Origin of the sequence: Flavobacterium tibetense, from assembly GCF_003293845.1 — a bacterium.
Taxonomy (GTDB): domain Bacteria; phylum Bacteroidota; class Bacteroidia; order Flavobacteriales; family Flavobacteriaceae; genus Flavobacterium; species Flavobacterium tibetense.
In genome coordinates this window covers 18,391-44,962 of sequence record NZ_QLST01000014.1, presented here as the reverse complement: position 1 = coordinate 44,962, position 26,572 = coordinate 18,391, and the positions used below count along the sequence as shown (strand labels likewise).

At 29.8% G+C, this 26,572-nt stretch carries 20 protein-coding genes; 7 read left to right on the top strand and 13 right to left on the bottom strand.

The annotated features are described in order from the left end of the window. Positions 1 to 144: 144 nt before the first annotated feature. Positions 145 to 504: a 50S ribosomal protein L19 gene (rplS, locus tag DPN68_RS10890; RefSeq protein WP_113989681.1), complete on the bottom strand. Its 360-nt coding sequence runs from the start codon at positions 502 to 504 to the stop codon at positions 145 to 147. 208 nt (positions 505 to 712) lie between these two features. After that, on the bottom strand, positions 713 to 1,393 hold the full coding sequence (trmD, locus tag DPN68_RS10885) for a tRNA (guanosine(37)-N1)-methyltransferase TrmD (protein ID WP_113989680.1): 681 nt from the start codon (positions 1,391 to 1,393) through the stop codon (positions 713 to 715). Positions 1,394 to 1,624: 231 nt separating this feature from the next. Between trmD and DPN68_RS10880 the strand changes: the two genes are divergently transcribed. Genes DPN68_RS10880 through DPN68_RS10870 form a run of 3 tightly spaced genes read left to right on the top strand, consistent with a single transcriptional unit; the run spans position 1,625 to position 3,668 of the window. Next, positions 1,625 to 2,557, top strand: coding sequence for a peptidylprolyl isomerase (locus DPN68_RS10880; protein ID WP_113989679.1), 933 nt, complete (start codon positions 1,625 to 1,627; stop codon positions 2,555 to 2,557). Positions 2,558 to 2,605: 48 nt separating this feature from the next. Continuing rightward, a complete protein-coding gene (locus DPN68_RS10875) occupies positions 2,606 to 3,175 on the top strand; it encodes a hypothetical protein (protein ID WP_133256597.1) in 570 nt (189 codons plus the stop codon). Beyond that, positions 3,165 to 3,668, top strand: a complete 504-nt coding sequence (locus DPN68_RS10870; RefSeq protein WP_113989677.1) for a hypothetical protein — start codon at positions 3,165 to 3,167, stop codon at positions 3,666 to 3,668. Before DPN68_RS10875 ends, DPN68_RS10870 begins: the two co-directional genes overlap by 11 nt. Before the next feature lie 3 nt (positions 3,669 to 3,671). Here DPN68_RS10870 and DPN68_RS10865 read toward each other — a convergent pair whose 3' ends face one another. The 4 genes from DPN68_RS10865 to DPN68_RS10850 all read right to left on the bottom strand — a co-directional run bounded on the left by DPN68_RS10865 (position 3,672) and on the right by DPN68_RS10850 (position 7,261). Then, on the bottom strand, positions 3,672 to 5,684 hold the full coding sequence (locus DPN68_RS10865; RefSeq protein WP_113989676.1) for a tetratricopeptide repeat-containing sensor histidine kinase: 2,013 nt from the start codon (positions 5,682 to 5,684) through the stop codon (positions 3,672 to 3,674). Between the two features lie 58 nt (positions 5,685 to 5,742). Continuing rightward, positions 5,743 to 5,907 (bottom strand): hypothetical protein, encoded by a 165-nt coding sequence (locus DPN68_RS13170; protein ID WP_157958506.1) that lies wholly within the window; start codon positions 5,905 to 5,907, stop codon positions 5,743 to 5,745. Positions 5,908 to 6,093: 186 nt separating this feature from the next. After that, positions 6,094 to 6,792 carry a LytR/AlgR family response regulator transcription factor gene (locus DPN68_RS10855; protein WP_113989674.1) on the bottom strand — a complete coding sequence of 233 codons (699 nt, stop codon included), beginning with the start codon at positions 6,790 to 6,792 and terminating at the stop codon, positions 6,094 to 6,096. Positions 6,793 to 6,823: 31 nt separating this feature from the next. Beyond that, positions 6,824 to 7,261, bottom strand: a complete 438-nt coding sequence (locus DPN68_RS10850) for a response regulator (protein ID WP_113989710.1) — start codon at positions 7,259 to 7,261, stop codon at positions 6,824 to 6,826. Positions 7,262 to 7,423: 162 nt separating this feature from the next. On the opposite strand from DPN68_RS10850, the gene DPN68_RS10845 reads away from it, so the two are divergent. Next, positions 7,424 to 8,086 carry a response regulator transcription factor gene (locus DPN68_RS10845; protein ID WP_113989673.1) on the top strand — a complete coding sequence of 221 codons (663 nt, stop codon included), beginning with the start codon at positions 7,424 to 7,426 and terminating at the stop codon, positions 8,084 to 8,086. On the opposite strand, the gene DPN68_RS10840 is transcribed toward DPN68_RS10845, so the two are convergent. From DPN68_RS10840 to DPN68_RS10805, 7 genes are all read right to left on the bottom strand, one after another. Beyond that, positions 8,078 to 8,467 (bottom strand): response regulator, encoded by a 390-nt coding sequence (locus DPN68_RS10840; protein ID WP_113989672.1) that lies wholly within the window; start codon positions 8,465 to 8,467, stop codon positions 8,078 to 8,080. The genes DPN68_RS10845 and DPN68_RS10840 overlap by 9 nt on opposite strands. 13 nt (positions 8,468 to 8,480) lie before the next feature. Beyond that, entirely contained in the window at positions 8,481 to 9,236 is a 756-nt protein-coding gene (locus tag DPN68_RS10835) for a LytR/AlgR family response regulator transcription factor (RefSeq protein WP_113989671.1), read from the bottom strand. Between the two features lie 41 nt (positions 9,237 to 9,277). Beyond that, the gene (locus DPN68_RS10830; RefSeq protein ID WP_113989670.1) at positions 9,278 to 9,712 is read right to left on the bottom strand and encodes a response regulator; all 435 of its coding nucleotides are present in this window, start codon (positions 9,710 to 9,712) and stop codon (positions 9,278 to 9,280) included. A 2-nt stretch (positions 9,713 to 9,714) separates the two neighbouring features. Next, the gene (locus DPN68_RS10825) at positions 9,715 to 10,905 is read right to left on the bottom strand and encodes a sensor histidine kinase (protein ID WP_113989669.1); all 1,191 of its coding nucleotides are present in this window, start codon (positions 10,903 to 10,905) and stop codon (positions 9,715 to 9,717) included. 73 nt (positions 10,906 to 10,978) lie between these two features. Continuing rightward, positions 10,979 to 12,649: an OmpA family protein gene (locus tag DPN68_RS10820; protein ID WP_113989668.1), complete on the bottom strand. Its 1,671-nt coding sequence runs from the start codon at positions 12,647 to 12,649 to the stop codon at positions 10,979 to 10,981. Positions 12,650 to 12,660: 11 nt separating this feature from the next. Continuing rightward, entirely contained in the window at positions 12,661 to 13,587 is a 927-nt protein-coding gene (locus DPN68_RS10815) for a PorP/SprF family type IX secretion system membrane protein (RefSeq protein WP_113989667.1), read from the bottom strand. A gap of 394 nt (positions 13,588 to 13,981) precedes the next feature. Next, positions 13,982 to 18,253: a T9SS type B sorting domain-containing protein gene (locus DPN68_RS10805; protein ID WP_113989665.1), complete on the bottom strand. Its 4,272-nt coding sequence runs from the start codon at positions 18,251 to 18,253 to the stop codon at positions 13,982 to 13,984. Between the two features lie 282 nt (positions 18,254 to 18,535). On the opposite strand from DPN68_RS10805, the gene DPN68_RS10800 reads away from it, so the two are divergent. From DPN68_RS10800 to DPN68_RS10790, 3 genes are read left to right on the top strand one after another with little or no spacing between them, the layout of a single operon-like run. Next, the gene (locus DPN68_RS10800) at positions 18,536 to 19,951 is read left to right on the top strand and encodes a PAS domain-containing protein (RefSeq protein WP_113989664.1); all 1,416 of its coding nucleotides are present in this window, start codon (positions 18,536 to 18,538) and stop codon (positions 19,949 to 19,951) included. Positions 19,952 to 19,963: 12 nt separating this feature from the next. Beyond that, positions 19,964 to 24,976 (top strand): PAS domain-containing protein, encoded by a 5,013-nt coding sequence (locus DPN68_RS10795; RefSeq protein WP_113989663.1) that lies wholly within the window; start codon positions 19,964 to 19,966, stop codon positions 24,974 to 24,976. After that, the gene (locus DPN68_RS10790; RefSeq protein WP_113989662.1) at positions 24,969 to 26,570 is read left to right on the top strand and encodes an ATP-binding protein; all 1,602 of its coding nucleotides are present in this window, start codon (positions 24,969 to 24,971) and stop codon (positions 26,568 to 26,570) included. The genes DPN68_RS10795 and DPN68_RS10790 overlap by 8 nt, the downstream gene beginning before the upstream one ends. The last annotated feature ends 2 nt before the right edge of the window (positions 26,571 to 26,572 follow it).

Sequence of the window (26,572 nt, the reverse complement as noted above, 5' to 3'; positions counted from 1 at the left end):
GTTAGGCGTTATAAAACGATTGTTTTACGGAATTTTTAAAATTTGCTTTGAATATTAAGAAAATGATAATTTTGGAGGTTCACTTTTGCGAATAAAAAAAGTCTCAATGAAAATTGAGACTTTTTATTTTTGGTAAAAGAAAGATTATTTTTTGTTGTATCTTCTTTCTTTAATTTTAGCTTTTTTACCTGTAAGATCTCTAAAGTAGAAGATACGAGCTCTACGTACTTTACCTCTTTGGTTCACTTCAACTTTTTGTAAAGCTGGCATGTTAACTGGGAAGATACGCTCAACACCAACAGCACCAGACATTTTACGGATTGTAAAAGTTTCAGTAGCTCCAGTACCTCTTCTTTGGATTACAACTCCTTTGAAGAACTGCGTTCTAGTTTTTTCACCCTCTTTAATTTCGTAGTACACAGTGATAGTATCACCAGCTCCGAATTCAGGGAAATCTTTTTTTGTAACAAATTCGTTATTAACGAAATCAACTAAATTTGACATAGTTTTAAGTATAATAATTTGATTCAAAGCAACATACACGTCTATCGCCAGAGGTTGGTTCAAAGTGGGTGCAAAATTATAAAAAAAAATCGAATAATCAAATTTCAAATCCCAAAATATTTAAAAATTTGGATATTCCGATTTTCGGACAATAGATTTTCGGATAATGGATTTTCGGAAAATCTGAACAACAGAAAATAGGATTCCATTAATCGTTTTCCAATAAATCAGGTCGTCTTTCTTTGGTATGTTCGTATGCTTTTTGCTCGCGCCATTTTTCTATTTCAGGAAAATTTCCGCTTAATAAGATGTCGGGCACTCGTAATCCTTTGTATTCTGAAGGTCGTGTGTAGATAGGGTGTGATAGTAAATTGTCTTGAAAACTATCGGTTAAGGCTGACGTCTCATCACTTAAAACGCCTGGTATTAATCTAATAATAGCATCACAAAATACAATAGCGCCAATTTCGCCACCACTCAGCACATAATCACCAATCGAAATTTCTCTTGTAATATGCATATCTCGCACACGTTGGTCAACTCCTTTGTAATGGCCACATAAAATCATAATGTTTTCATACATCGAAATGGAATTCGCCATTTTTTGATTTAGCGTTTCGCCATCTGGTGTCATATAGATGATTTCGTCGTAGGTTCTTTCGCTTTTTAGTTTCGAAATACAATCGTCTATGGGTTGAACGGTCATGACCATACCAGCACCACCACCAAATTGATAATCGTCCACACTTTTTTGTTTGTTGGTTGTATAATCTCTTAAATTGTGAAAATGGACTTCTGCCAAACCTTTCTGAATGGCACGTTTCATGATTGAAGCCTCAAACGGACTTCGCATTAATTCGGGTAAAACGGTAATAATATCAATTCGCATGCTGCAAAGATAAACGATAATTTATTTTAGAAGCAACTTCCAGCTTTTCGTTCCTAGTTTTTTAGTGTTTACTAAGTTTTGTAGCCCACTACAAGAGCTTCTTAGGTCGCTTTGTAGTGAGCACAAAATTAAAATAAAACACTAAAAAAGCTATCCACTACAATCTGGGCTAGGGCTATCGATTTCAAAATAAATTCCGTATTTTTGCACTTTCAATTTAAAAATTTCAACATGGAAAACGGAATATACGCTAAATTCAATACTGCAAAAGGTACTATTTTAGTAAAATTAACACACGATTTAACGCCAGGAACCGTTGGTAATTTCGTAGGATTAGCAGAAGGACAATTAGAAAATTCAGCGCGTCCAATGGGAAAACCATATTATGACGGATTAAAATTTCACCGTGTAATCCCTGATTTTATGATTCAAGGTGGTTGCCCACAAGGAATTGGAACGGGCGGACCAGGTTACAACTTCGACGATGAGTTTCATCCAAGTTTGAAACACGATAGACCAGGAGTTTTGTCTATGGCTAATGCTGGACCTGGAACTAATGGTTCACAATTCTTTATTACGCACGTAGAAACGGGTTGGTTAGACGGGAAACACACTGTTTTTGGTCACGTTGTTGAAGGACAAGATGTAGTGGATGCTATTGCAGGAAATGATGCTTTAGAAAGTATTGAAATTGTTAGAGTAGGAGATGAGGCACAAAAATGGAATGCTATTGAAGCTTTTAGAACTTTTGAAGGTTCAAGAGAAAAACGATTAGCTGAACAAAAAAAAATGGCAGAGGAAGCTTTGGAAAAATTAGCCGCTGGTTTTCAAAAGACTGAAAGTGGTTTACGTTACCAAATTATCCAAAAAGGAAGCGGAAAACAAGCTGAGAAAGGAAAGAAAGTATCAGTTCACTACCAAGGAGCTTTAGAAAATGGACAAGTATTTGATTCTTCATACAAAAGAAAACAACCTATTGATTTCACTTTAGGTATTGGACAAGTGATTGAAGGTTGGGACGAAGGAATCGCTTTATTAAAAGTGGGAGACAAAGCGCGTTTTGTAATTCCATCTTATTTAGGGTACGGTTCTAGAGGTGCTGGAGGTGTAATTCCACCAGATGCTACTTTAGTTTTTGACGTGGAATTAATGGATGTGAAATAAAGTACGAAGTTAAAAGTATAAAGTACAAAGTATAGAAATCTCGAAACTATGTTTCGGGATTTTTTGTTTGGTATTGTTTTTGTATTTTTACCCCAAAAGATAAGAATGGGTTATTCTGGATTTGGATTACAAAAATGGATTTTTACACAAAAAGCAAGAAAACCTTTCTCAAGAAAGCGAGGCGCTGATGTTGATAATTCAAAATTCAATAATCGTTTTAGTTTTTTATCGGGTGTTTATTCTAAAGAAGAGGCGATTAATAAAATTTCAATTAGGAAAAGGTATAATTTGGTTTTAGCTTTTTTGTTGGTTATTTTTCTTTTCGGATTTGCCTTTTTTTTTATAAAAGGATTCAAAAAGTATGAAGTAACCAATAAAAACAGTAAAAATGAAATCATCATTTCAACTCAAGCTGAATCTTTTTTAATTTTAAAAGAATTAGGAAATCAGTATTTTGAAAACAAAGATTTTGCTAATGCTGTAATAGAATTTGAATTAGCATTTGCTATTAAACCTGATAATGAAATTAAACTTAAGCTTTTAACTTGCTATGAAAATCTTTGTGAAACTGATTTATCATACTGTGACAAATATAATGACTTATTAAATGAAAACTAAAATCACGATATTCTTTCTTCTTTTCTCTTTATTCTCTTTCGGACAAGTACCGCATTGTGGATTTGATTTTACTTCGTATTTAGTGGTTAAAGTGCATGAAGAAGGAAAATCAGAAAACCTTCCGGATTTAAAAATTACTGTTACGAATGAAAATGGAGAAGCCATTATCAACGAGAATAATAAATACAGTTGGAAATACGGAAATCAAGCGTTACTTTTTACTCGAAATCATTTGATTAATAAGCCTAACGAACCTGAAAAATGGTTTTTTCCTTATTCTGGAGATACGTATTTACTTTCGGTAACTACTTCATTTCCAGCAGAAGATTTCTTTATTAAAATTGAAGACAATAAAGGAATTTTCAAAGAGCGAATCGTTCAATTACGTGCTTTCAATATGTATATTTTGTGTTCTAGTGAAAACGAACGTCAAGCTAGAAGTTTTGGGCCTAGAAGCAATAATCCGATTGATGTGGTTTTGGAGAAGAAATAGTTTTTATTTGGATTGAATTTTTAATGAAATTTTATATTGAGTTCCTGATTTTTTATCACTTTTTAGCTCAATTTTCCCATTAAGTTCTTTTACTCTTTCAAAAATATTTTTCATGCCAATTCCTTTTTTGGTTTCATTTACGTTAAAACCAATTCCGTTATCATGTATGGTAATTTGAATGCCATTTACTTCTTTTGTGATGGTGATAATACAGTTTTGAGCTTGTGCATATTTTACCACATTGGTTAGTGTTTCTTGTAAGATTCTATAGAGATTCACTTTTAGTAAAGTTGGTATTCCATTCCAATTGATTTGTGTATCCGTTTTCAATTCAAATTTTGTTTTTCCAATACGATTTTCTGTTTGAATGAGTTCCACAAGTAGTTCATGAAAACCAACTTTTTTATGCAATTCATCAACTTTAAGATTATGCGAAATTCGTCTTATTTCAAGTTCAAGATTTTGAAGCTCATTGATGTTTTGCATTCTTTTTTGGGAACTTTCATCATCAGTTTTTTGGTTAAGTATTCCTAATTGCAAGCGAATAGCGTAAATTTTATTCATGATGTTGTCGTGAAGCTCTTTTGCTATTCTGTTTTGTTCGTTTTCTCGAGCTTGAGTCACTTTTAAGTGTTGTTTATTGACTAAGTTAAACATTTGCTCTTCGGCTTCTTTTTTTAGTTTAACCAAAATGTATTCTCTTTTTTGAGCGAGATTATGTCTGTAAAAGAAAAAGATTATAGTCATGAAGCTTAAGATAGTTCCGCCTGTAATTAGTCTTAAATTTTTTTCTGATAAAATTTTATTCTCATTTTCAATACGTGTTGTTTCGTATTCAATACGTGCGTATTTGTTGCGATTGGTAAGTTGTTTTTTTGCTAATTCGTCTGAAATCACAATATATTTTCCCTTATAAACAGAACTATTCTTCTTATCCGCAATTGCTAGAAGTTTTAATGCTCTTAAAATCTCTTTATTACTTTCTAAGGTTGATGCCGCAGTAAATGACTCATTGAGATATTCTTTCGCTTTAGCAGTATCTTTGTTGATTAAATAGAATTCTCCTAAGTTTAATTTGGTGTATAAAATTTCAGTTTTATTATTTTCTTTTTCAGCAAAATCTAAACTTGATTGAAGAAGGGATTCCACATTTTTTAAATCGCCCAATTTCATTTTAGAATAAGCTAAATTATTGATGGCTTTAAAGTATGCATCAGGATTGTTTTCAATAGAAATACTTTTTAATAATGAATTTAGTTGCTCAATTGCTTTTAAATGTTCTCCTTTGGCCTCATGAATATTTGAGATGTTAGTAATTGTTGAGAAATTATATTTTGATACTTTCTCTTTTGAAAAATTGAATTTTTTCAAACTTTCAATTTCTTTTAAAGCTAAATTATGATATTTAAGTGCAGTGTCGAATTCATCAATTTTCTCTTGGCAAACCCCCATTAAATTATAAATAAAATATCTTAATTCACTATTCTTACTATCCTTTAAATTATACAAGGCTTTTGTTAATTCCACCTCACATTCGGTATAATTTCCTTCAAAAAACAAAATATAACCTTTGTTAAATTGCATACGGGCAATTCTTTCGAAATTTTGCAATCTAAAGTATAATTTTTCTGCTTTGAGATAAAAGTAGTAGGCGCTGTCTTTTTGATTGGTCTCATAACTATCACCTATGTAGTAATAAGCTTTAGCAATTTTTAGTGAATCATTATTTTTTGTAGCAATATCTAATGCCTGTAGAGTAACTTGGAGTGATTTTTTACTTTCGTTAAGATAGTAATATTCAGTAGATAAATCAAATAACAATTTTAGAGTAACTGTATCTTTTTGATTTGGTTGAATGCTACTTTTTAAAGAATCTAAAATTCTAATTCTAGATTGCCTATCTAAGGTTTTTAGTTTTTCAAAGTTTATACTTTTTTCAAGGGAATCGTTCGTGTCTTTTTGGCAAGAAAGAAAAAATATAAATGAAGAAAGAAAAAGTAAAATATATGCTTTCAAAGTTTTCTTTCAAAAATATAAAAAAAGCTAATAGAAATTAGCTTTTTTTAATAGTTTTTTAGTCTCTTCCTTTCGGAATTACTGGATCTCCAGGTTCTTCAGAATCACCTTCTTTTGCCAGAGTTTGGTTTTCAATGTTTGTAGATTCCATATCATCAGTAGTACACGATGTGATGGTGAAAGTTGCTAATACTAGCATTGCAAATAGTAATTTAGTTTTCATGTTGGTAAGATTTAAATTTGACATTGTTTTTTAAGTGTAACAAACTCATTATTTGTTTGTTATCTATTACAAATCTAAATCAGTTCAACAAAAAAAGGTGTTAAAATAGGTGTGCTTTAGTACTTAGCAAGCACATACTAGTAACTGGTTGTTTTTTGCTAGTGAATGACAAAGTGAAGTTTTGTATTAATTAGCGATTTTACTAATTATAGTTTCAATATTTTCTTTGTAGGTTCTTGAAAATGAAACAATTATTTCATTATTAGATAAATAACATTTTGATTTTCCAAGGTTAATTCTGCTAACATAATTACTATTCACAATGAAACTGTTGTGAATACGGAAGAAATAAAACGGCAAACTTTCTTCAAAACATTTTAAGGTTTTAAATGCTGTAATTATTTTACCATTTTTTAGATAGAAATCGGTAGTGTTATTATCTGCTTTTAAGTAGACAATAGTATTTACTTCAATAAAGTTGTAGTCTCCATTAGATTTTATACAAATGATTTTTTTCTCAAGTGAAGCATTTTTCTTTTTGAATTTTAAATATGATTTTCTGATTTCAATTTCAGACAAAGGCGTTGTTAAATAGTCTGCAACTCCTTTTTTTATACAAGAGTAGGCTAAATCTGTATTTTCACTGAGTACAATGAAATAGGGTAGTTTATCTACATATTCTAGTAGTTCGCTGATAAAACTTAGGGGGATTTTATTAGATACTTGAAAAAACACCAAATTTGGCTTTCTTTCAAGTATTTTGTTTAATGCTTCTTCGTAATTATCATAGTTCCCTATGCAAAGTAAGTCATCGTAAACATTTAAATAATTGTTTAAGTTTGGCAAAGAAGTTTCTCCTTGAATGAAAACATAAGAATATTGCATGATTTAGATAACAACTTTACTTTTAATGTTTTTAACTATAATTTTGACTTGCCAATTTGGCTGTTTTCAACCAAAATTCTTCAATTTTCATAATTGCTTCCATGAAATCATCCACATCAACGGGTTTGGTTATAAAGCAATTAGCGAAGTTGGAATAAGATAAATCAATATCGGTTCTTGAAGATGAAGTAGTAAGCATTACAACAGGTATTTTCTTTAAATAGTCATTGTTTTTAATATAAGAAAGTACTTCATGTCCGTTTATTTTAGGTAAATTAATATCTAAAATGATTAAATTAGGTAAATCAATTCCTCCTTCAATTATTATATTATTGAGAAATTGAATTGCTTTTTCTCCATCATAAACATTGTTGATTTCTTTAACAATGATACTGTTTTCAAAGGCTTCTCTTACTAAAAGAACGTCACCTTCATTATCCTCAACGTGTAAAATAGTAATTTTTTTCATGGCCATTTCCTTTTTAGGTTAATAAAACAGCTAGGAATTAACTCTAGAAACCAAATAATTAAAATTATCACCTAACTGGGTTATAATATATGTGCAAGATAAAGCGTTATTTTTATATAATTTTACGGTAAAACCGTACATTTGAGGTAAAATAGAAAAAAGATGAAAGTTATTTGTAACGTACTAATTATTGATGACCATCCTATGACGGTTGATGCTTATATTAATCTAATTAGTGCTAGTTTATCTGATTTTGATCTTAGTTTTTTTACTGCCAATTCTTGTGAATCGGCTTACAAATTAATTAGTTCTAAAGAAAATTGGTTTGATATGGCTTTTGTTGATATAAATTTACCGCCATATGAACCTATGAAATTACATTCTGGAGTAGATTTAGCAGTTTTAATTCGTTCAACTTATCCAAAGTGTAAAATTATCATGCTATCGATGCATTCTGAACCTGTAATTGTGAATGAAATTAGAATGGCCATAGATCCAGAAGGATTTATTTCTAAGAGCGATATTGATTTTAATTCTTTTTCTGAAATTTGTTTGAAAATTATTAATAATGAGCAGTATTATAGTGAATCTATTTTAGAAGCTCAGCAACAATTAGCACTAGCAAATTTAAAATGGGATGAATTTGACGTTAAAATTGTTCAACTTATAGCTGAAGGTTTTAAAACCAATGAGATACCTGACATAATCTCATTATCATTAAGTGCAATAGAAAAAAGAAAAGCAAGATTGAAAAAACAATTAATTTTTGAAAAAGGCAGTGACAAAGAACTAATTCAGGCTTGTAAAAAAATGGGCTTAATTTAAATTGGACAAGAACTCTGTCGTAATTGGTTTACTTGTAAATCTAATGTTTTCATCAATTTTAGCTTTGTGAATGTAATAATCATTTACAGTTGTAGAAACTACACAAATTGTACAATAGGAATTTGCTTCAGGAGAAAGCTGTTTGAATTTTTCAATAAACTCAAATCCATCCATTAGTGGCATGTAGATGTCTAGTAAAATTACATCGGGAAGCATTTTAGTGTTGTTTTGGTTTTCAGCTAAAAATTCCAAAGCCAATTTAGCTGAATTAAATTCAATTACTTCAGAAGCTAAATTGCTGTTTTGGATTAGTCTTGTAGTGATGTAACTGTCAAATTCGTTATCATCAACAATCATTATTTTTTTAAATTTTGGGTTCATTTGTTTTGGTAGATTAGAGTTTTATAAATTTTAAAAATTCATCTTGTCTTCTTTTGGCTATAGGAAGTTTGTCTCCATTTATAAATTCACAATAATAACCATCTTTTTTGGTTATTTTTAAAATGTGTTTGATATTTATAACATAGGAATGGTGAATTCTAAAAAAAGACCCACTTTCTAAAATATTTTTATATTCTCCTAAATTTTTGCTAGAAAGAATTTTTGTTCCATTTATAAGATGAAATTCAGTGTATTTGCCTTCGGCTTTACAATAGATGATGTCATCCGTTTTAAGTAATTCAATTTTATCTATTGAGGCAACCGCTACATAGTTATTGCTTTGGTAAAGTGAATTAATGGTGTTGATTTGTTGTACCTTTTGGTTTTGAAATATTTGTTCCATTTCAATTAACTTCATTGCTTTGTAAATAGCAATGATAAAATCATTCTCACTTAAAGGTTTTAATAGAAAATCTACCGCATTTAATTTCATGGCTTTATACGCAAATTCTAGGTCATTAGACATAAAAACCATTTTGGGTAAATTAAAATCTAATTCTAGAAAGAGGTTGTAATTGTCAAAATTATCTTCGGTAGCGTTAATGAAAATTAGTTCTGGTTTCTGTTCTTTTATAATTTCAATACTTTCTTTTATATTATTTGGAAATGAGATTACTTCAATAATTAGATTATTTTCATGTGAAAATTGTTTCAATTTTTGAATTGAATCAATTTCATTTTCAATGATTACGGCTGTTATTGATCTCATTTGAAAGTTTTTTTTAATCTATTTTTATTTACTACATGAATTTAAATGTAGTTTTTATTAGGTAATTTAGCAATTTTAAACCAAAAAAAGAAAATACTTTGTATAACTTTTTCAAATTCTTTTTCGTCATTTGGTTTTGGCAACCAACAATTGGAATATTTTTTAAAAGAATTACTTAGTTTATAGTAAGAATTGAACTCACCTAAAATAATCAGCGGAATAATTTTTAGTGTTACATTTTTTTCAAAAAACCATATAATATCGATGTTTTTTTTGTTAATGAAATTAATGTCAACAATTATTAAATCTGGTAAATTAGTGTTTTTTGTTTCAATAAAAAGTTTTAAAATTGTAATAGCAGCTTCTTCTGTATTTGCATAGTGAAAATTAATATTTACAGTGTTTTCCTCTCCAATTTTTTTTATTTTTAAAAAATCAATTTCATTAGTTATTGTTAAAACTTCTTTAGTATACATGGCTATTTGGGTAATCTAAATATAAAATTTGTTCCTTCTCCTTCTTTTGATTTTACCCAAATATCACCATTTAAATTTTGAATTAACTTTTTAGTGGCGGCTAATCCTAATCCACTACCAGCAAACTCTGATTGAAGATGCAATCTTTTAAATGGTTTAAAAATGGTTTCAAAATGTTCTTCAGCAATACCAATTCCGTTGTCTTTCACTTCAAATATCCAATCAACTTTATTTTCAATACAATTGATTTCAATTTCTGGTATTGATTCACTAGTTTGGTATTTTAAAGCATTATTAATTAAGTTTTTAAAAATAAGACTTATTGCGTTACTTGAATACATCATATTTGGAAGTTCACTAGTTGTAAGTTTTGCTTCTGGAATATTAAAGTTTTTAATTAAATTTTCAAAAATATCTTTTACTAAGGTATCAACATTTATATTTTCATTGCTTACTTCGATTGATGTGCAATTGGCATAATTCATCAAATCTAAAATCAGATTATCCATTCTTGATACATTATCAAAAATCACATTAAGATATTTCCTGTCTTTATCGTCCCAAATATCGGTATGCTTATTTTCAATTAGCTTTAAAAATGAATTTATTCCTCTAACTGGAGCCTTTAAATCATGAGCTGCTATGTAAGTGAATTCTCTTGTTTCATGAATGTACTCCTCTAATTTTTTCTGGGAAGTTTGTAATAGAAAATTTGATTTTCTTAGTTCTAATAAATTAATAACTTGTTTTGAAAGTACTTTAAGCGTATCTTTTTGTTGCTGATTTAAAACCTTTTTTTCTTTGCTAATAACACATAGTGTTCCAAAAGCTATGCCTTTGGCTGATTTTAAAGGAATTCCAAAATAAGATATGATTTTTGGATCTACGGTTACAAGTGGATTGTTTTTAAAGCGAAAATCCTCTCTTAAATCAACAATTTCAAAGACCTCATCATTAGATTCGATAGCGTGTTTACAAATTGACAACTCAATAGGGGTTTCATTGATTTCAACTCCGTGATGCGATTTAAAAAATTGTCTGCCTTCATCAATTAATGAAATTAATGAAATGGGCATATCGCATATAGTTGAAGCCAAAGAAGTTATATCATCAAATATTTCTTCGGGTAAAGTATCTAAAACATGGTATTCTTCAAGAATTCTTAATCTTTTAATTTCAGTTTCATTTATCATACATCTCAATTTTTTATAAAAGTAAGAATTTTTATTGACTTAGCATTTTTATATAGGTTTTTTCTTATTTTATTTATTGTTTCATATGAACAATAAATTCGCTTCTGCGATTCATTTTATGCTCATCTTCCGAACAGGAAATACCATCTGAACAATGATTTACCAGTTGACTTTCTCCAAGCCCTTTGCTAGATAATCGATTACTATCTATTCCATTATTTATTAGCCATTTTTTTGTAGCGCTGGCTCTTTTTTCAGATAATTTTAGGTTGTATTGTTCCGAAGCTCTGCTATCGGTATGTGCTCTTATATCGATTTTTAAATTAGGATTTTGTTCTAAAATTTCAAGTAAAATTTGCAATTTAAAAATTTCTTCATCGGCTATTTCCCATTCACTTTTTTCAAAATAAATATCTTCCAATTCAAAAAGTTTAGCTAAATCGGTACCCGATTGAATTTTTATTTGGAATAAATCATCGATGTTTTCATTTAATACTTCATTTTGTAAAAGAGTAAAAGAGTAAATGTCATCAAAACCTTTTCCGTTAGGTCTATTTGACGAGAAATAACCAGATTTTGCATTTGTTTTTTCGCAATAGGCAAAATCATCAAATGGAGAATTTATTGGAGTTCCAATATTATAAACAGCGTATTCACCATTATTTAAATTGTATTCGCCATAAAAAATATCTAATCCGCCGTGACCTAAATGTCCGTCAGATGAAAAATATAAAGTTCCATTTTCGGCAATAAAAGGAAAAGTTTCTCGTCCTTCGGTATTAATTGATTTTCCTAAATTGATTGGATTTGAAAATGTATTTTCGGATACAATTTCTACTTTAAAAATATCGGATAACCCAAAAGTTCCTGGCATATCAGATACAAAATAAAGATATTTTTCATTTTGATCTAAAGTAGGATGTGCACAGTTGTAGTTTCCATTAAATGAAAGTTCTTTCTCTTCAGACCATGTACCTTTTTTATATTTTGCAGCATAAATTTTTAAATTCCCTATTTTGGCGTTTTTTGTTTTATTGACAGCATTTTTGGTATAATAAACCGTTTGACCATCTTTAGTAAAAACAGCAGAGGATATGTTGTGTTTTTGGGTATTGTCAAGGTTGAAGTCTTTGACACTATTGGATTGTTGGATGTATAGGCTAGAGTAGGGTTGGTTGTTCCATTTGTTTATAGACTTGCTATTTTCTTTAGTGTTTCTAGTACTACTAAAAACTACATTATCATTAAAAAATGAACATCCAAAATCACTTAATTCAGAATTTAAATTTTCCTCATTTTTAACTTCGTAGGAATTGCTGTTAAGGTCAATCTTTTCATTAAAATTCTTATTGCTTAAGAACATTTTTGCTCTAGAATCATCTTTGTAAATTTGAGCGAAAATTTCTAAAATTTCGATTGCTTTTTTTTCATTTCCAATACTTTTAAGGGATTGGTAATAACGTAAATACGTATTAGCTTCAATAGCACTTGTGTTGTTTGAAAAATAAAGTTCATACCATTTTGAAGCTAAACTATAATTGGCATTGGCATAGTAACTCTCGGCCAGTTTTTTGTAAATGGAAGCAGTTCCAAATCCTTTTTCTACCACTTTTTCATAAATACTTATAGCATCAATGAAGGCATAATTTTCATAAGCAGTATTAGCTTTTACAATATTTTTTTGTTGGGCTTGAGTACATGTAAAGGGTAATAGAATTAAATAAAAAATAGCAGTTTTTTTCATAATTATTTAAGTTAGAAAAATCTTGGCGAAAGCATCTTAGTGTATTGAGAAAGAAATTCAAATCTGATAAAAATTTCATGAGAACCCGAATTGTAATTGGCTAGTCTTGAATTATCGGTATCATAAGAATATCCTATAAATAAACTATCAGAGATTTGAAAACCAACTAATCCAGACCACGAAGCGTTCCATCTATAAGCAGAACCTAATGTGAATTTTTCATAAAATAACAAATTTAATGTAGTGTCAAATTGTACTGGCGCTCCTGATATAAGTTTAGCAAGAAATGCTGGCTTTAATTTAATATTTTCATGGACATCAAAAACATATCCACCCATTAAATAATAATGCATTCTTTGTTTAGCTAATGATGTTGAAGCACCGTCATAATATTCGGTTTCTAAAAAATTGGGAATAGAAAGTCCTAAGTAATGTTTTTCGGAATACCAATATACGCCAGCACCAAAATTAGGAGAGAATCTATTATCAACATTATTTTGAAATTCAATATCAGTTCCGTCTTCAATGTTTAACTTTCTGTAATCAACATTGAATAAATTAGCAGTTGTTTTAACTCCAAACGAAATGAAATCAGTTTCGCTTATAGGAAATTTATAGGCAATATCTACTGATAGATTATTTTCATCGGAAGGACCAACTTGATCGTTGATAAAGTTTATGCCAAAACTTAAATTAGAATTCAAAGGAGATTGAAAAGAAAAAACACTTGTACTTGGCGCTCCATCTAGTCCGGCCCACTGTGATCTATGCATTCCATATACACTAATTACTTCTCTAGTTCCTGTATATGCAGGGTTAAAAATATTAGTATTGTACATGTAGTTAGTAAATAGGGCATCTTGTTGAGCAAAAGATAAATTACTCAATAATAATAACAATAAGCAAGAACTGTATTTGATTGTATTTTTTAAAGTCATCTTCTAAAAAGATTTAAGTTTTTTTAATTAAAACTATTGTCAGGGAAGAAGTTTCTTTTGTTTCTTCCCTTAACAATAATTACCAAAATTCATTTCCCCAAATGAACTCAACTATTTTTTTTGTAGTTTTTAAGATATTGTCTGGGAAGAAAATAGATTTCTCCCCATGACAATACTAACCAAATTCATTCCCCCAAATGAACGTAACTACTTTCTTTTTTATATTATTGTCTGGGAAGAAACAAAGCCTCTTCCCTTGACAATAATTACCAAATTCATTCCCCCAAATGAACTTAACTACTTTCTTTTTTTTAACTATTGTCTGGAAGAAGCATAGCTCCTTCCAATGACAATAATTACTAAAATTCATTCCCCCAAATGAATTTCAATGCCTTTAATTGCTAACAATATATAGATAACCTGTTTTTTGAACGTTTTCAAATTGATTAGAATTATCTAGATTGTATTGGTAATTTATTATGTAGAAATAGGTTCCAGTTGGCAATTTTTCGTTTCTTGAAACAGTTCCTTTTCCTGAAGAAACACCTTTGAAAACACTATATTTGTTATCATAAGAAGCTGTCTCAAATACTTTTGCTCCCCAACGGTTGTAAATTTCAACAGAGTTATTAGGGAAGCACTCAATGCCATCTAGTAAGAAGATGTCGTTTTTTCCATCGTCGTTTAGAGATAAAGCATTGTAAATATTGATATGACAAACTAAATTAATAACTTGCGTATAAGATGCTGAATTGCCACAAGAATCAGTTGCAGTCCAAGTTCTTCGAAGTTCATTTCGACTATTACAATCACCTTCAATTCTTTCTTCTTCAAAAATTACGTCCACTTCATTTACGCCATCAAAAGCAATTAATATTGGAATTTCTGGAATGTTATCGCAACTCGCAGTTATATCAGCTGGAAAAGGTGAAGTGAATCGAGGTGGAGTAGTGTCCATCACTGAGATAATTTGAAGAAAATAGCTTTCATTTCCGCAAGAGTCAGTAGCTGTCCAAGTTCTATGAATTTCATATGAATTTTCACAGTCGCCTTCCATTATTTCTTCATTAAAATCAACTGTAACTGAACCGCAATTATCTACAAAAACTAAACTAGGTACACTTGGAACGGTGTCATTTGAACTAATTTCAATTGTACTAGGTACATCTGTAATTAACTGTGGTGCTTCGGTATCTTGAACAGTAATAGTTTGAGTATGTGTCGTTGCGTTTCCACAATCGTCAGTAGCAATCCATGTTCTTGTAATGATATAGTTACTTTCGCAAGAACCATTTTCAATAGACTCTATAAAATTAACATCGGCAGTACTACAATTATCAGTTGCTGTTAAATGAATAGGAGCTTCAATAGAGTTACAAGAAACAACCATATTCTCAGGTAATATTTCGATAAATTTAGGTGTAATTGTATCATTTATAACATACGTAATGGTACAAGTATATATGTTTAATACATTTTGTTCTTCATCATCAATAATTCCATTACCATTTGAATCCTGAAATTCACCAATTGTTATAGTTCTTATTATTTCGCTATTACACCCATTGTAACTTGAGTTTTCAGCAATGATTAATACGTTTTGACATTTATTACCTACTATATGCCCTCCCAAATTTTCAAAATCATGATTTGAAAGAAAATAATTTTCAGGTATCTCATTGTAGCATTGTACTTCAATTGTTGTTTCAGTTGGACAAATTACAGTAAAATCACAAGAAGAATTAAAGCTAATCCTTGCAATATTAGAAATGTTGTCTTGGAAATCTTTAACAGTATAGAATTTATCCGTAGGAACTCCATTGAAATTTGTATCTGGTTGAAATGAGATTGCTCCAGTAGTAGGACAAACTGTCCATGTTCCTTCATTTGCAACCACTAATTCATCAATACATTGAGAAGTATTCACATTATATGTTATTCCAGTAATATTTTCGGGTAATACAAAACTTAAAGACTCTGGATTTACTAAATCACCTAATGTGTCATTTTGTAAGACATTATAAGTAATTGTTGCGTCATTTGTAAAAACTAATTGGTCATCTACAGCTATTGGTAATAAATCAAGTGTTATAGTTGCATAGTTTGAAACATTGCCTTGTAAATCTTTTCCGTAGTATTGAATTGGCGACGGTGTGTCTGTAAAATCAGCATTAGGTTGAAATTGTATTGTACCACTTGTTATATCAACATTCCAAATTCCTTCTTCAAGAATTGTTGCTGTGATAATTTCATCATTTGAATCATAGTTTACAGATGAAAAAAGGGATGCTTCTAAAATTCTAACACTTGTTACATCAATTTCTGCACCATCAATATCGTTTTCTAGTACATTTATTTGAACAACTTCTCCAACATTGAAAGTGATATTATCACATGTTGTAATTGGACAAGGTTGAGCAATTTCAATTTCTACATTTAATTCATTAATTACAGCACATTGAGTGTCGTTATCTATACAAACGAAAGAGTAAATACCAGAACTTAAGTTTTCAATAGTAAACTCATTACTATTTCCATTAAATTCAAGACTATTTGCTGCGTCAATTAGTGTCCAATTGATTGGTAAATTTGAGAAAGTTATACTTCCCAATGCAATATTACAAGCAGGATGAATAATGTTTTGAATAACTGGAGTTGGTTTTTCCTGAACTGTAAATTCTTGACTAAATTCTCTTCCGCAACTATCAATTACTTTTGCGATATAGTTCATTCCAGATAATAATCCAGTGAAATTTGCAGCACTTTGATTAGGAAATAATTGTGTGTTTCCAGAACTGTCTAGTAACGTAAAATTATAAGGAGCTGTACCACCAGAAACTGACATTTCCACTTCATTATCACAAGCAATAATTGATGTAAATTGAAATGGAGCCAAAGCAACATCAAACATGTATTCATATAAGTAGCCGTCAGTTAACCTATTTAAAGAACCTGTTCCACCAAACTGAGCGGGTTCGCTTAAAGTTCCATTTGCTTTTACTCCTCCATATCTAAAGATATAAGATTCGTTGTTTGGTAAATCAACAGAAATATTTCCAAAAGCGCCTCCAGTAAATAGGGTAAAGTTGAAAGGAGCAGCAGTACTAATTGGCCCTGTAAATAGTACCGTTCCGTCTGTTTTATAAATAGTTGCTCTCGAACCTAACATAGCTCTAGGAACAGTAATTTTTGTATTAACTAAATTTGAAACGTTAGCACAAGTATTTAGTTGATGTGAAATGCTATTATTTCTAACACAATTCATTTGTTGACTGAAAGTATACGTTTTGTTACAACCGTCAGTTATTGTGAAATTATAATTTCCTGGAGGGAAAGAACGCACATTATCGTTTTGAGCATTAATTGTTTCATACGGTGTTCCAATTAAGAAACTGTATGGATATGTTATGGTTGATGTTGTTATTGCATCGCCACTTCCTGAAGATGTTGTATAAGTAGTTGGACCAGAGTTAACAGTGACCTGTAATGGTCCAATTGATTGAGCAGATAACGGAAGTGCATTAAATTTAAATAATGATGCATCATCAAAATAACCATTTGGATCAACCACAGCAACATTAACATCACAAACTAAAGTAGGATTAAAACCAGTTGCTTCTTTTATTATAGTTTCTGTTGCAGTAAGACCGCAAGAATCAACAAAATGCAATGTGTAATGTGTATTGTATTTTAAACCTAAACTAATAACTGTGGCCATTCCAATAGGTGCTGCGTTTAAGTGAATTAAATTTATAGTTTGTGGTGCTATTGGCTCGCCAAAAAAGTTTAATGGGATGCTATTGGGATTATTTGTTTCTTCAACAGTAACTGTTATAGGATTTGTCATGTAACTTCTAAAAATCTTAACATCATAACCAATATTGCAAAGATTATTAGGATCTTGAGCATCCATCATATTAGGTTGTCCCCATATCATGTTGTGTGTATTTGGTTTTTGTAAAGTACCTTGTCCAACAATACCACATAAATTTTCACAAGTGTAGTTTATTGATGTATCATTAAAAAATGCTTCAGGTATTTCGGCGTCTAAAGAATAACTAAAATAACCCGCATTCATTACTCTAGGGATAACTCTTGTAAAACTTAAAGCTTCTCCTAAATTATTTGTAAATGTGTATGTTGCATCTCCTCCTGTACCAGAAGCTACCATCGAAATTTTAAATTTTAAATTGGTTCCACAAGCCTGACTGTTTTCTTCTGAGGTTTTATCTTTTAAAACAATTGTTGAAGTAATATTTGGAATTGGGTTTGTAATTACGATGCTTTTATCAGCACTATTTCCTCCACATGCGTCAATTATATCAATGATATAGTTTCCTGCTTGTAAACCTGTTATTGTATAATTAGTTGCTCCAGTAGGAATAGGAAACTGCATTGGAGCATTAGGACCACTTAAAATTCTTACAGCATACGATTGATTAATTAAATCACTTCCTGAAGTTGAAGCAATGTTAAAAACGTTAATTTCACCGTCATTTCCATTATGACATCTTGGTGACCAAGACGCAACAGAATAAGTGTCAGAAGGACGAATAGAATTATCAACACATTGAGCTGAAATGAATTGAAATGTTCCAAAAAATGAAACCAAAAGTATTTTTGATACTAGTTTAAGTTGTAATTTTCCCATCATATATCTTTCCATTTTATTCTTTATTTGCCTGAATTCTAGAACAAAGGTGATTAAAATGTAAGCCGCTCACTATCGGAAAGTAATAAGTGTTAGAATTAGATGATAAGTGGGAAAATTTTGTATTTTTTTGATTCTAAAATTTATTATTTCAGTTCAAATCAGATAAGTTTCGCAATATATTATTGTTTTTTTCTTAATTTAATAGGAATTAAGTAATCAGTTTTAAGAATTATTTATCCTTTTGTATTAAAATAATTCATAAATTTACTACAAGACTAAAAATGATAATTATCCATGCCATCTAATGACAATAGAAAAAAATCGTTAAACAAAAATTTAACTTTGCTTTTTGAGCAAACAGAATCTATTGCAAAAACAGGAAGTTGGGAATTAGATTTAAAGACTAATAAACTTTTTTGGTCTGACGGTGTTTTTAAAATATTAGATTATCCTCCACAATCTTTTCCAGTTACTCTAGAAAGAGGATTAGAAGTTATCCATCCTGAAGATAGAGAAATTGCTTTAGCTACTATGAATGAATCTATTCAAAATAATAAAGATTATAAGATTCAGAAACGATTTATTACAATTAAAGGAGAAATTAAACATATACTCTCGCTAGGCAAAATTTTAAAAGACGAAAATGATAACCCTTATAAATTGGTTGGTGTATTTCAAGATATAACAGAATTTGTAAAAGCCAATGAAGAATTAACCAATTTAAAATCGTTGATTGAAGTTACAGCAAATTCTATTGATGGAGTGATATGGGAAGCTGATGCAGCTACTTTTGCTTTTACTTATGTTAGTAATCAAGTTGAAAAGCTGTTAGGTTTTACTGCTAAGGAATGGTTAGAAGAGGAAGATTTTTGGTTCAATCATATTCACCCAGATGATAGAGAAGCAACAGTTAACTTTTCTCAAAAGGAAACATTAGAAGGTAGAGATCATACTTTTAATTATAGAATGTTGAAAAAAGACGGACAATATGTTTGGGTAAAAGATCGAGTAACCGTAATAATGGAAGGTCAAAAACCTACTTTTCTTAGAGGCTTATTAGTGAATATAGATAAAGACAAAGAGTACTTAAATAAAATAGAAGAAGAGAAAAATTTAAGTAACAATCTTATTCAAAATTTACCTAACGTAGTTTTTCTTTTCGATGAAAAAGGTAGACTATTATTATGGAATGATAAATTTATAGAACTTAGCGAATATTCAAACGAAGAAGCAAAAGATTTAAGTCCATCTCATTTTTTTGATTTCCAACAAAATCAATTTCTAGAAAAGTATTTACAGAAAATAGATAAAGATGGATATATTGAAGTAGAAACAGAGTTCATTTCTAAATCGGGTAAAAAAAAACCAATGCTTTTTATAGCTACTAAATTTACTTATTATGAAAAAAAATGCATATATGGCGTTGGTATCGATGTTTCGCAAAGAAATATATTATTAAGTGAACAGAGAAAATTGCTTAATACAATTGAAAATATAATACAATTTACTCCAGAAAGTTTACTAGTATTCAATAAACAATTTGATTTACTCAAGAAGAACAAATCTTTTGATGAACTTATCAAGAAATATGCTAATCAACTCAACTTTAAAGAAGAAGAATTAAAAGTTGAAATTCTAAATCAATTATCAAAAGCCATTTTGAAAAAAGAAAAGGCAGAAATTATTATTTCTAAAAAAAGCAAAAACTAATCGTAGGATACTATGAAGTTGAATAAAAGCAAAATCGAAAAGTTAATTCTTGAATACAATACCGCAAAAATAAATCTTCAGGAGGAAGATGGAACTAGTTATGTAGTTTCCCTTCAAGATGTAACAGAAAAAGTCATAATAGAAGAAGCAATAACTCAAAGTGAAAAAAGATTTAAAGCTTTGGTACAACATGGAGCTGATTTAACAGCTATTGTTAGTCCAGATGGAACGTATCTTTATGTTAGTCCAAACTATCCTACAATCCTTGGTCTTTCTGAAGAAGAACTAATAGGTAAGAATGCTTTTGATTTTTTTCACCCTGATGATTTGGATAAAATTAAAACAGAGTTTTCAAAATTAAGTACTGAAAAAAGAATAAAATCCTCTGTCTATAGATTTAAAAATACTTTTACGGGTTGGTCATGGGTACAAAGCACAGGAACAAACTTATTAAATGATGATACTGTAAGAGGAATTGTAATCAACTCTATTGAAGTTACTGATTTAATTGAAGCTCAACAAGCGTTAAACAAGAGTAATGAACGCTTTGAAATGATCATGCGAGCAGGTTCTGAGAGTATTTGGGATTATGATATCAAGAAAGATGAAATTTTTCTAAGTAACGGTTTTTATGAAAATTTTGGTATCATAAGCAAAAACCCCAAGCATAACAACAGCTTAATTAATTCACTTATCCATCCAAAGGATAAAATGCGAATGATAAGAAGTTTTAGAAAAACTTTAAAAGATGTTTCTAAAAATGAATGGACTTTAAATTATCGTTTATTAAAGTCGAGTGGGGATTATGCTTATATAGTGGATAAAGCAGTTATTTTACGTGATGAGAATGGTATTGCTTTCCGAGTTGTTGGTGCAATTAAGGATATTACTTCTGAATATTTTTACCAAGAATTAGAGAAAATAGAAAAAGAAATAATGGAGTTTAGCATGTCAAACCAAGTTAAACTCAAAGAGGTTTTAGAGCTTTATAGTAAAAAGCTAGAAGTACTTTTTCCAGATATGTTGGCTTCAATTTTAGAAGTAAAAAAAGGAAAACTTAAAAATTTAGCTTCTCCTTCATTGCCAAAAGATTATATAAGAATAATTAATGGAGTTGAGATTGGAGAAAATGAAGGTTCGTGTGGAACAGCTGCATTTTTAAAGCAAAGAGTAATTGTATCCGATATTGAAACCGATATTAGATGGGCGAAGTACAAAGAACTAGCTATAACTTATGGATTCAAGGCTTGTTGGTCACAACCCATTTTTAATAAAAACAATGAGGTTGTTGCTACATTTGCAAATTATTATAAAACTATTAGAATGCCTTCAAAATATGAAGAACAGGCATTTGAACGTTCACAAAGATTATTGTCTATTATAATTGAGAAATTTGAATATTTAAAGGATATTAAAAAAAGTAACGAGCGTTACGAATTAATTAATAAAGCTTCTAGAGATGCTATCTATGAATGGGATATTCAAAATGATATTTTTTATTGGAGCGATAGCTTTAAAACTATTTTCGGACACGACTTTAAAAACGATTCATTTTCATTACAAAATTGGGTTGATTTAATGCATCCAGACGATGATGAGAAATTCAAAAATTTATGGGATTCTTTTTTATTTGATCCTAATCACAATTTTTGGGTTAAAGAATTTCGTTTTAAAAAAGCCGATGAAACATTTGCCTACGTAGAAGAGAACGGACATATCATAAGAGATAAAACGGGAATGCCAATAAGAATGGTCGGAGTTTTAAGAGATATATCTCAAGTTAAATTAATGGCCATTCAAAAAGAGCTCTTGAGTGATATTTCAAAGTTTTTTAAAGATGACAAAGGTTTAAAAGATGTTTTATCAGATGTATTGAAGCATTTAACTACAATTGACAATTTTTCAATTGCAGAAATTTGGTTAACAAACAGTAATAAAAAAGAGCTTAATCTTGTTGCAAAATATGCTAAAGCAAAACAAGCTAATGGTTTTTATAATAAAGCAAATCTTAAATTAAAAGTAAAAATCAACGAAGGACTTCCTGGAAAAACTTTCCAAAGCAAAAAAGTGCAAGTTTGGGATGAAATAAAAAAGACTAAAGCTTTTACAAGGAAAGAAGCAGCTAAAAACACAAATTTAACTTCAGCTATAGGATTACCTATTTATCATAACAATAAAGTTATTGGCGTTCTTGTTTTAATGAGCGAATTAAGTGCATTCAAAGTTGAGAGTAATATTGAAAAATTTACAGAATTACAAAATTATCTAGGAGCAGAAATTAAGCGGAAACAAAAAGAGGAAGAAATGTTTTTGCTTTTTGAAAGTGCGCCAGAAATTATGGCAATCGCTTCTCCCAATGGCTACTTTACTAAAGTTAATCCTGCTTTATGTAAGTTACTCGGAAGAAGTGAAGATGAAATTACATATATGCCTTTTGAAACTTTCATTCATCCAAATGATATTATAAATACTCAGGTAGAGTATGAAGAAACTATAACAGGAGAACGACGTGCGTCTAATTTTATCAACAGGTACCAAACTAAATCTGGAAACTACAGATGGATTTCTTGGAGTTCATCCGACTTATTTGATGAAGAAGGAAATGTTTTTGCTTATGGTAGAGATGTAACAGAATTAATTGAACTACAACATTTGTTAGAAAATGCCTCTAAATTGGCAAAAGTGGGTGGATGGGAAATAGATGTGATTAACCAAAAATTGCATTGGTCACCAATGACAAAATTAATTGCCGAAGTTGCCGAAGATTTTCAACCAGAAATGGAAAGTGTGCTGCAATTTTACAGAGAAGATTATAGAGAGCTTGTTTCTACCAGTATATTTGAAGCCATTGAAACTGGAAAATCTTTTGATATTGAGGCAATTATTGTAACAACAAGTAATAAACAAAAGTGGGTTAGAGCAATAGGAAATGCTGAATTTGGAAATGGAGAATGCATAAGATTATTTGGTAGTTTTCAAGATATAAGTGAACGTAAAATAGCTCAACTACAATTAGAACAAAAAAATAGTTATCAATTATCAATTACAAAAATTATTTTAGAGTTAATGAATTCGGCAGATATAGATACAACCCTAGAAAATATTTTTAATATTATGGGGAAAACTGTAAATGTTGATCGTATTTATTTCTTTGAAATTGATAAAAATTTAATTAATGGGTTAATGTCTTGTAGTCAAAGAGTAGAATGGACAAATGAAGGAATTACAACAGAAATAAACAACCCTCTTTTACAAAATTTAGTTTTAGAAGAATATCAGGAGTATTTTTTGTTGTTAGAAAAAGCTGAAGTTATATCCGAAATAACTTCAAAATTACCACCATCAAAACTTAAAACAACAATGGAAAGTCAAGGCGTTAAATCTTTCTTGTTTTTTCCAATGTTTGTTTTTAATAAATTCTATGGTTTTTTAGGTTTTGACGATTGTACATCGGAAAGAGTCTGGTCAAATGAAGAGGTATCCTTTTTATCTAACATTACATATCATTTATCTGCAAATATACAGTCAAGGTTAGCCGATTTAGAGCAAAAAAATATATTGAAAGAGAAAAATAATATTTTGGAAAGTATTGGTGATGGATTCTATGCACTAGATGCCAATTGGATAATCACCTACTGGAACAAACAAGCAGAAGAAACACTCAATAAAAAAAGGGAAGATGTAATTGGCAAAAACCTTTGGGAAGTTTATGAAGATGCAAAAGAATTAAAATTTCATTCCGAATATCATAGAGCAAAAGAAACACAACAAAGTGTTACGTTTGATGAATATTATCCTACCTCAAATTTGTGGTTTGAAGTTAGTGCTTACCCAACAAAAGAAGGATTATCGGTATACTTCAAAGATGTAAGTATCAAGAAAATTTCTGAACAAAAAATTAAGGAAACCAATGAGCGATTTGAAAAGGTAACAGAAGCAACTAATGATGCCATCTGGGATTATAATATAGAGATTAATAGTCTATTTTGGTCTAAAGGTTTTTCAACACTTTTTCATTACAATCTAAATGAGTTAGAACCTACATTAGATTTTTTAATTCAATGCATACATCCAGAAGATAGAGTTAAAATTTCTAAAAAGATTAAACAATATATTAAAGATAGTTCCAAAGTAAATTGGCATGAAGAATACAGGTTTTTAAAGGCAGATGGCACGTATGCTTATGTCATGGATAGAGCTATATTTATTAGAAACGATCAAGGAAGAGCCACAAGAGCTATAGGAGCAATGACAGATATAACGTATCGAAAAGAATATGAAAATTCCTTAACGTCTTTAAATGAAATTCTTAAAAAACAAGCTGATGATTTAGCTTTTTCTAATAAAGAATTAGAGCAATTTGCTTATGTAGCATCACACGATTTGCAAGAGCCCTTGCGCATGGTAACTAATTTTCTAAGTCAGTTAGAAAAGAAATACAAAGATCAACTCGATGAAAGAGCTGAAATGTATATTCATTATGCTGTTGATGGAGCTAAAAGAATGCGCCAAATTATCTTAGATATTTTAGAGTTTTCAAGAATTGGAAAAATTGATGAACGCAAGGATTTTATTGATTTAGAACAAATAGTTAACGAAGTAGTACTGTTTCAAAACGAAATAATCAAGGAAAAGAATGCTACCATATTGATTGATAAACTACCTGTTATTTTCAATCATAAAACACCTCTAAAACAAATTTTCCAAAATTTAATTAGTAACGCACTTAAGTATGCGAAAGCAGACGAATCTCCTTTAATCGAGATTAGAGCAAAGGAATTGGAAAATGAATGGCAATTTTCCGTAAAAGACAATGGTATTGGAATTAACGGTGAGTATTTTGATAAAATATTTGAAATTTTCCAACGCTTACATGTCAGAGAAGATTATAGCGGAACAGGCATTGGTTTGTCCATTGTTAAGAAAATACTGGAAAACATGGGTGGAAAAATATGGGTCGAGTCTAATGAAGGACAAGGAAGTATTTTTTCATTTATAATCCCTAAAAATTACTCAAATGAATAGCAAATATATAGACTACACAAATTTTAACCCATTAAAAGTAGCAAGTATTGCTTTTATATTTTCTGTTGTAGTTACGCAATTAGTAGCACTTAGAATTTATAAAGTGGTAAAGGAAAATGAACAATTACAAGTAAAACAAGAAGCCATACAGGTTAAAAATCAATTTGAAAATGTATTGAATAATAGCGAAAGTGCTTCAAAAATAATTGCCTTTTTAGTCCAAAACGAATTTGCAGAAACCTATTTTGATTCGGTTTCAAAAAATATAATTCTTGAAAATAAATATATTGATGCTTTACAATTAGTTGAAGGAAAAAAAATAATAAGAACTTTTCCGTTAGATGGAAATGAAAATGTTATTGGCTACGAGGTTTTAGAAGATTCAATTCATAAAAAGGCTGCGGTCAAAGCAATTTTACGTAATAAATTATATTTTGAAGGTCCTTTTTTATTAAAACAAGGTGAAGAAGGAATTGTTGGTCGATTACCCATTTATCTAAAAGGTAATTTATGGGGTTTTGCAGCCGTTATAATTCGAAAGGAAACTTTACTGAATGCAATAGGAATTAACAAAAATGGAATGAATGAAACCTATTCGTACCAAATTAGTAAAAAAGATAATAATTCAAATGCTTTTTTTGAACCGATTGAAAATCGGGATTCTGCAGTTTCTTTTACTACTAATTTATCTGCTGGAGATTGGGAAATTTTTGTAATGAGTAATAATCCTCAATACAAACAAAGAGCATTGCAGTTTTCAATTTTAGGAATTTTGTTCTCTATAACTTTCGCTATTTTGTTCTATAACTTGATAAATCAACCTGTAAAACTCAAAAAATTAGTTGATGAAAAAACACAAGATTTAGCCATTCTTAATAAAACTCTTGAAAAGAGAGCACAAGAATTATCTAATTCAAATAAAGAATTAGAACAATTTGCTTATGTGGCATCACATGACTTGCAAGAGCCGTTGAGAATGGTAAATAATTTTTTAACACAATTAGAAAAAAAATATGCCGATCAATTAGATGATAAAGCCAAACAGTATATTCATTTTGCTGTTGATGGTGCTAAACGAATGCGAACCATAATTTTAGATATTTTAGAGTTTTCTAGAATTGGAAAATATGATGAACCAATGAAAGTAGTTGATTTAAATCAAGTTGTAGATGAGGTTTGTAAAATATTAAATAATACCATAATTGAAAAAAAGGCATCAATTGAATATGGAGATTTACCATTTTTGAATACCTATCAAGTCCCTATTCAACAAGTTTTTATGAACTTAATTGGAAATTCATTAAAATATTCAAAATCTGAAGTAAATCCAATCATAAAAATCATATGTACAGAATCAGATGAGTTTTGGAAGTTTGCCGTTTCTGATAATGGTATTGGTATTGAAGAAGAATATTTTGATAAAGTTTTTGAAATATTCCAACGTTTACATTCCAAAGGAGAATATTCTGGAACAGGAGTGGGACTAGCCATTGTTAAAAAAACCATCGAAAATTTAGGAGGTAAAGTTTGGTTGGAGTCTAAAATACAAGAAGGAACAACATTCTATTTTACTTTACCTAAGAATAACAAATAAGC

Bases quoted from the DNA above. Each gene is read 5' to 3' on its own strand.
- DPN68_RS10805 (WP_113989665.1), bottom strand. From the start codon at position 18,253: ATGGAAAGATATATGATGGGAAAATTACAACTTAAACTAGTATCAAAA.
- trmD (WP_113989680.1), bottom strand. From the start codon at position 1,393: ATGCGAATTGATATTATTACCGTTTTACCCGAATTAATGCGAAGTCCG.
- DPN68_RS10795 (WP_113989663.1), top strand. From the start codon at position 19,964: ATGAAGTTGAATAAAAGCAAAATCGAAAAGTTAATTCTTGAATACAAT.
- DPN68_RS10815 (WP_113989667.1), bottom strand. From the start codon at position 13,587: ATGACTTTAAAAAATACAATCAAATACAGTTCTTGCTTATTGTTATTA.
- DPN68_RS10845 (WP_113989673.1), top strand. From the start codon at position 7,424: ATGAAAGTTATTTGTAACGTACTAATTATTGATGACCATCCTATGACG.
- DPN68_RS10835 (WP_113989671.1), bottom strand. From the start codon at position 9,236: ATGAGATCAATAACAGCCGTAATCATTGAAAATGAAATTGATTCAATT.
- DPN68_RS10800 (WP_113989664.1), top strand. From the start codon at position 18,536: ATGCCATCTAATGACAATAGAAAAAAATCGTTAAACAAAAATTTAACT.
- DPN68_RS13170 (WP_157958506.1), bottom strand. From the start codon at position 5,907: ATGAAAACTAAATTACTATTTGCAATGCTAGTATTAGCAACTTTCACC.
- DPN68_RS10825 (WP_113989669.1), bottom strand. From the start codon at position 10,905: ATGATAAATGAAACTGAAATTAAAAGATTAAGAATTCTTGAAGAATAC.
- DPN68_RS10855 (WP_113989674.1), bottom strand. From the start codon at position 6,792: ATGCAATATTCTTATGTTTTCATTCAAGGAGAAACTTCTTTGCCAAAC.
- DPN68_RS10840 (WP_113989672.1), bottom strand. From the start codon at position 8,467: ATGAACCCAAAATTTAAAAAAATAATGATTGTTGATGATAACGAATTT.
- DPN68_RS10790 (WP_113989662.1), top strand. From the start codon at position 24,969: ATGAATAGCAAATATATAGACTACACAAATTTTAACCCATTAAAAGTA.
- DPN68_RS10830 (WP_113989670.1), bottom strand. From the start codon at position 9,712: ATGTATACTAAAGAAGTTTTAACAATAACTAATGAAATTGATTTTTTA.
- DPN68_RS10820 (WP_113989668.1), bottom strand. From the start codon at position 12,649: ATGAAAAAAACTGCTATTTTTTATTTAATTCTATTACCCTTTACATGT.
- DPN68_RS10850 (WP_113989710.1), bottom strand. From the start codon at position 7,261: ATGAAAAAAATTACTATTTTACACGTTGAGGATAATGAAGGTGACGTT.
- DPN68_RS10875 (WP_133256597.1), top strand. From the start codon at position 2,606: ATGTTTCGGGATTTTTTGTTTGGTATTGTTTTTGTATTTTTACCCCAA.
- DPN68_RS10880 (WP_113989679.1), top strand. From the start codon at position 1,625: ATGGAAAACGGAATATACGCTAAATTCAATACTGCAAAAGGTACTATT.
- rplS (WP_113989681.1), bottom strand. From the start codon at position 504: ATGTCAAATTTAGTTGATTTCGTTAATAACGAATTTGTTACAAAAAAA.
- DPN68_RS10870 (WP_113989677.1), top strand. From the start codon at position 3,165: ATGAAAACTAAAATCACGATATTCTTTCTTCTTTTCTCTTTATTCTCT.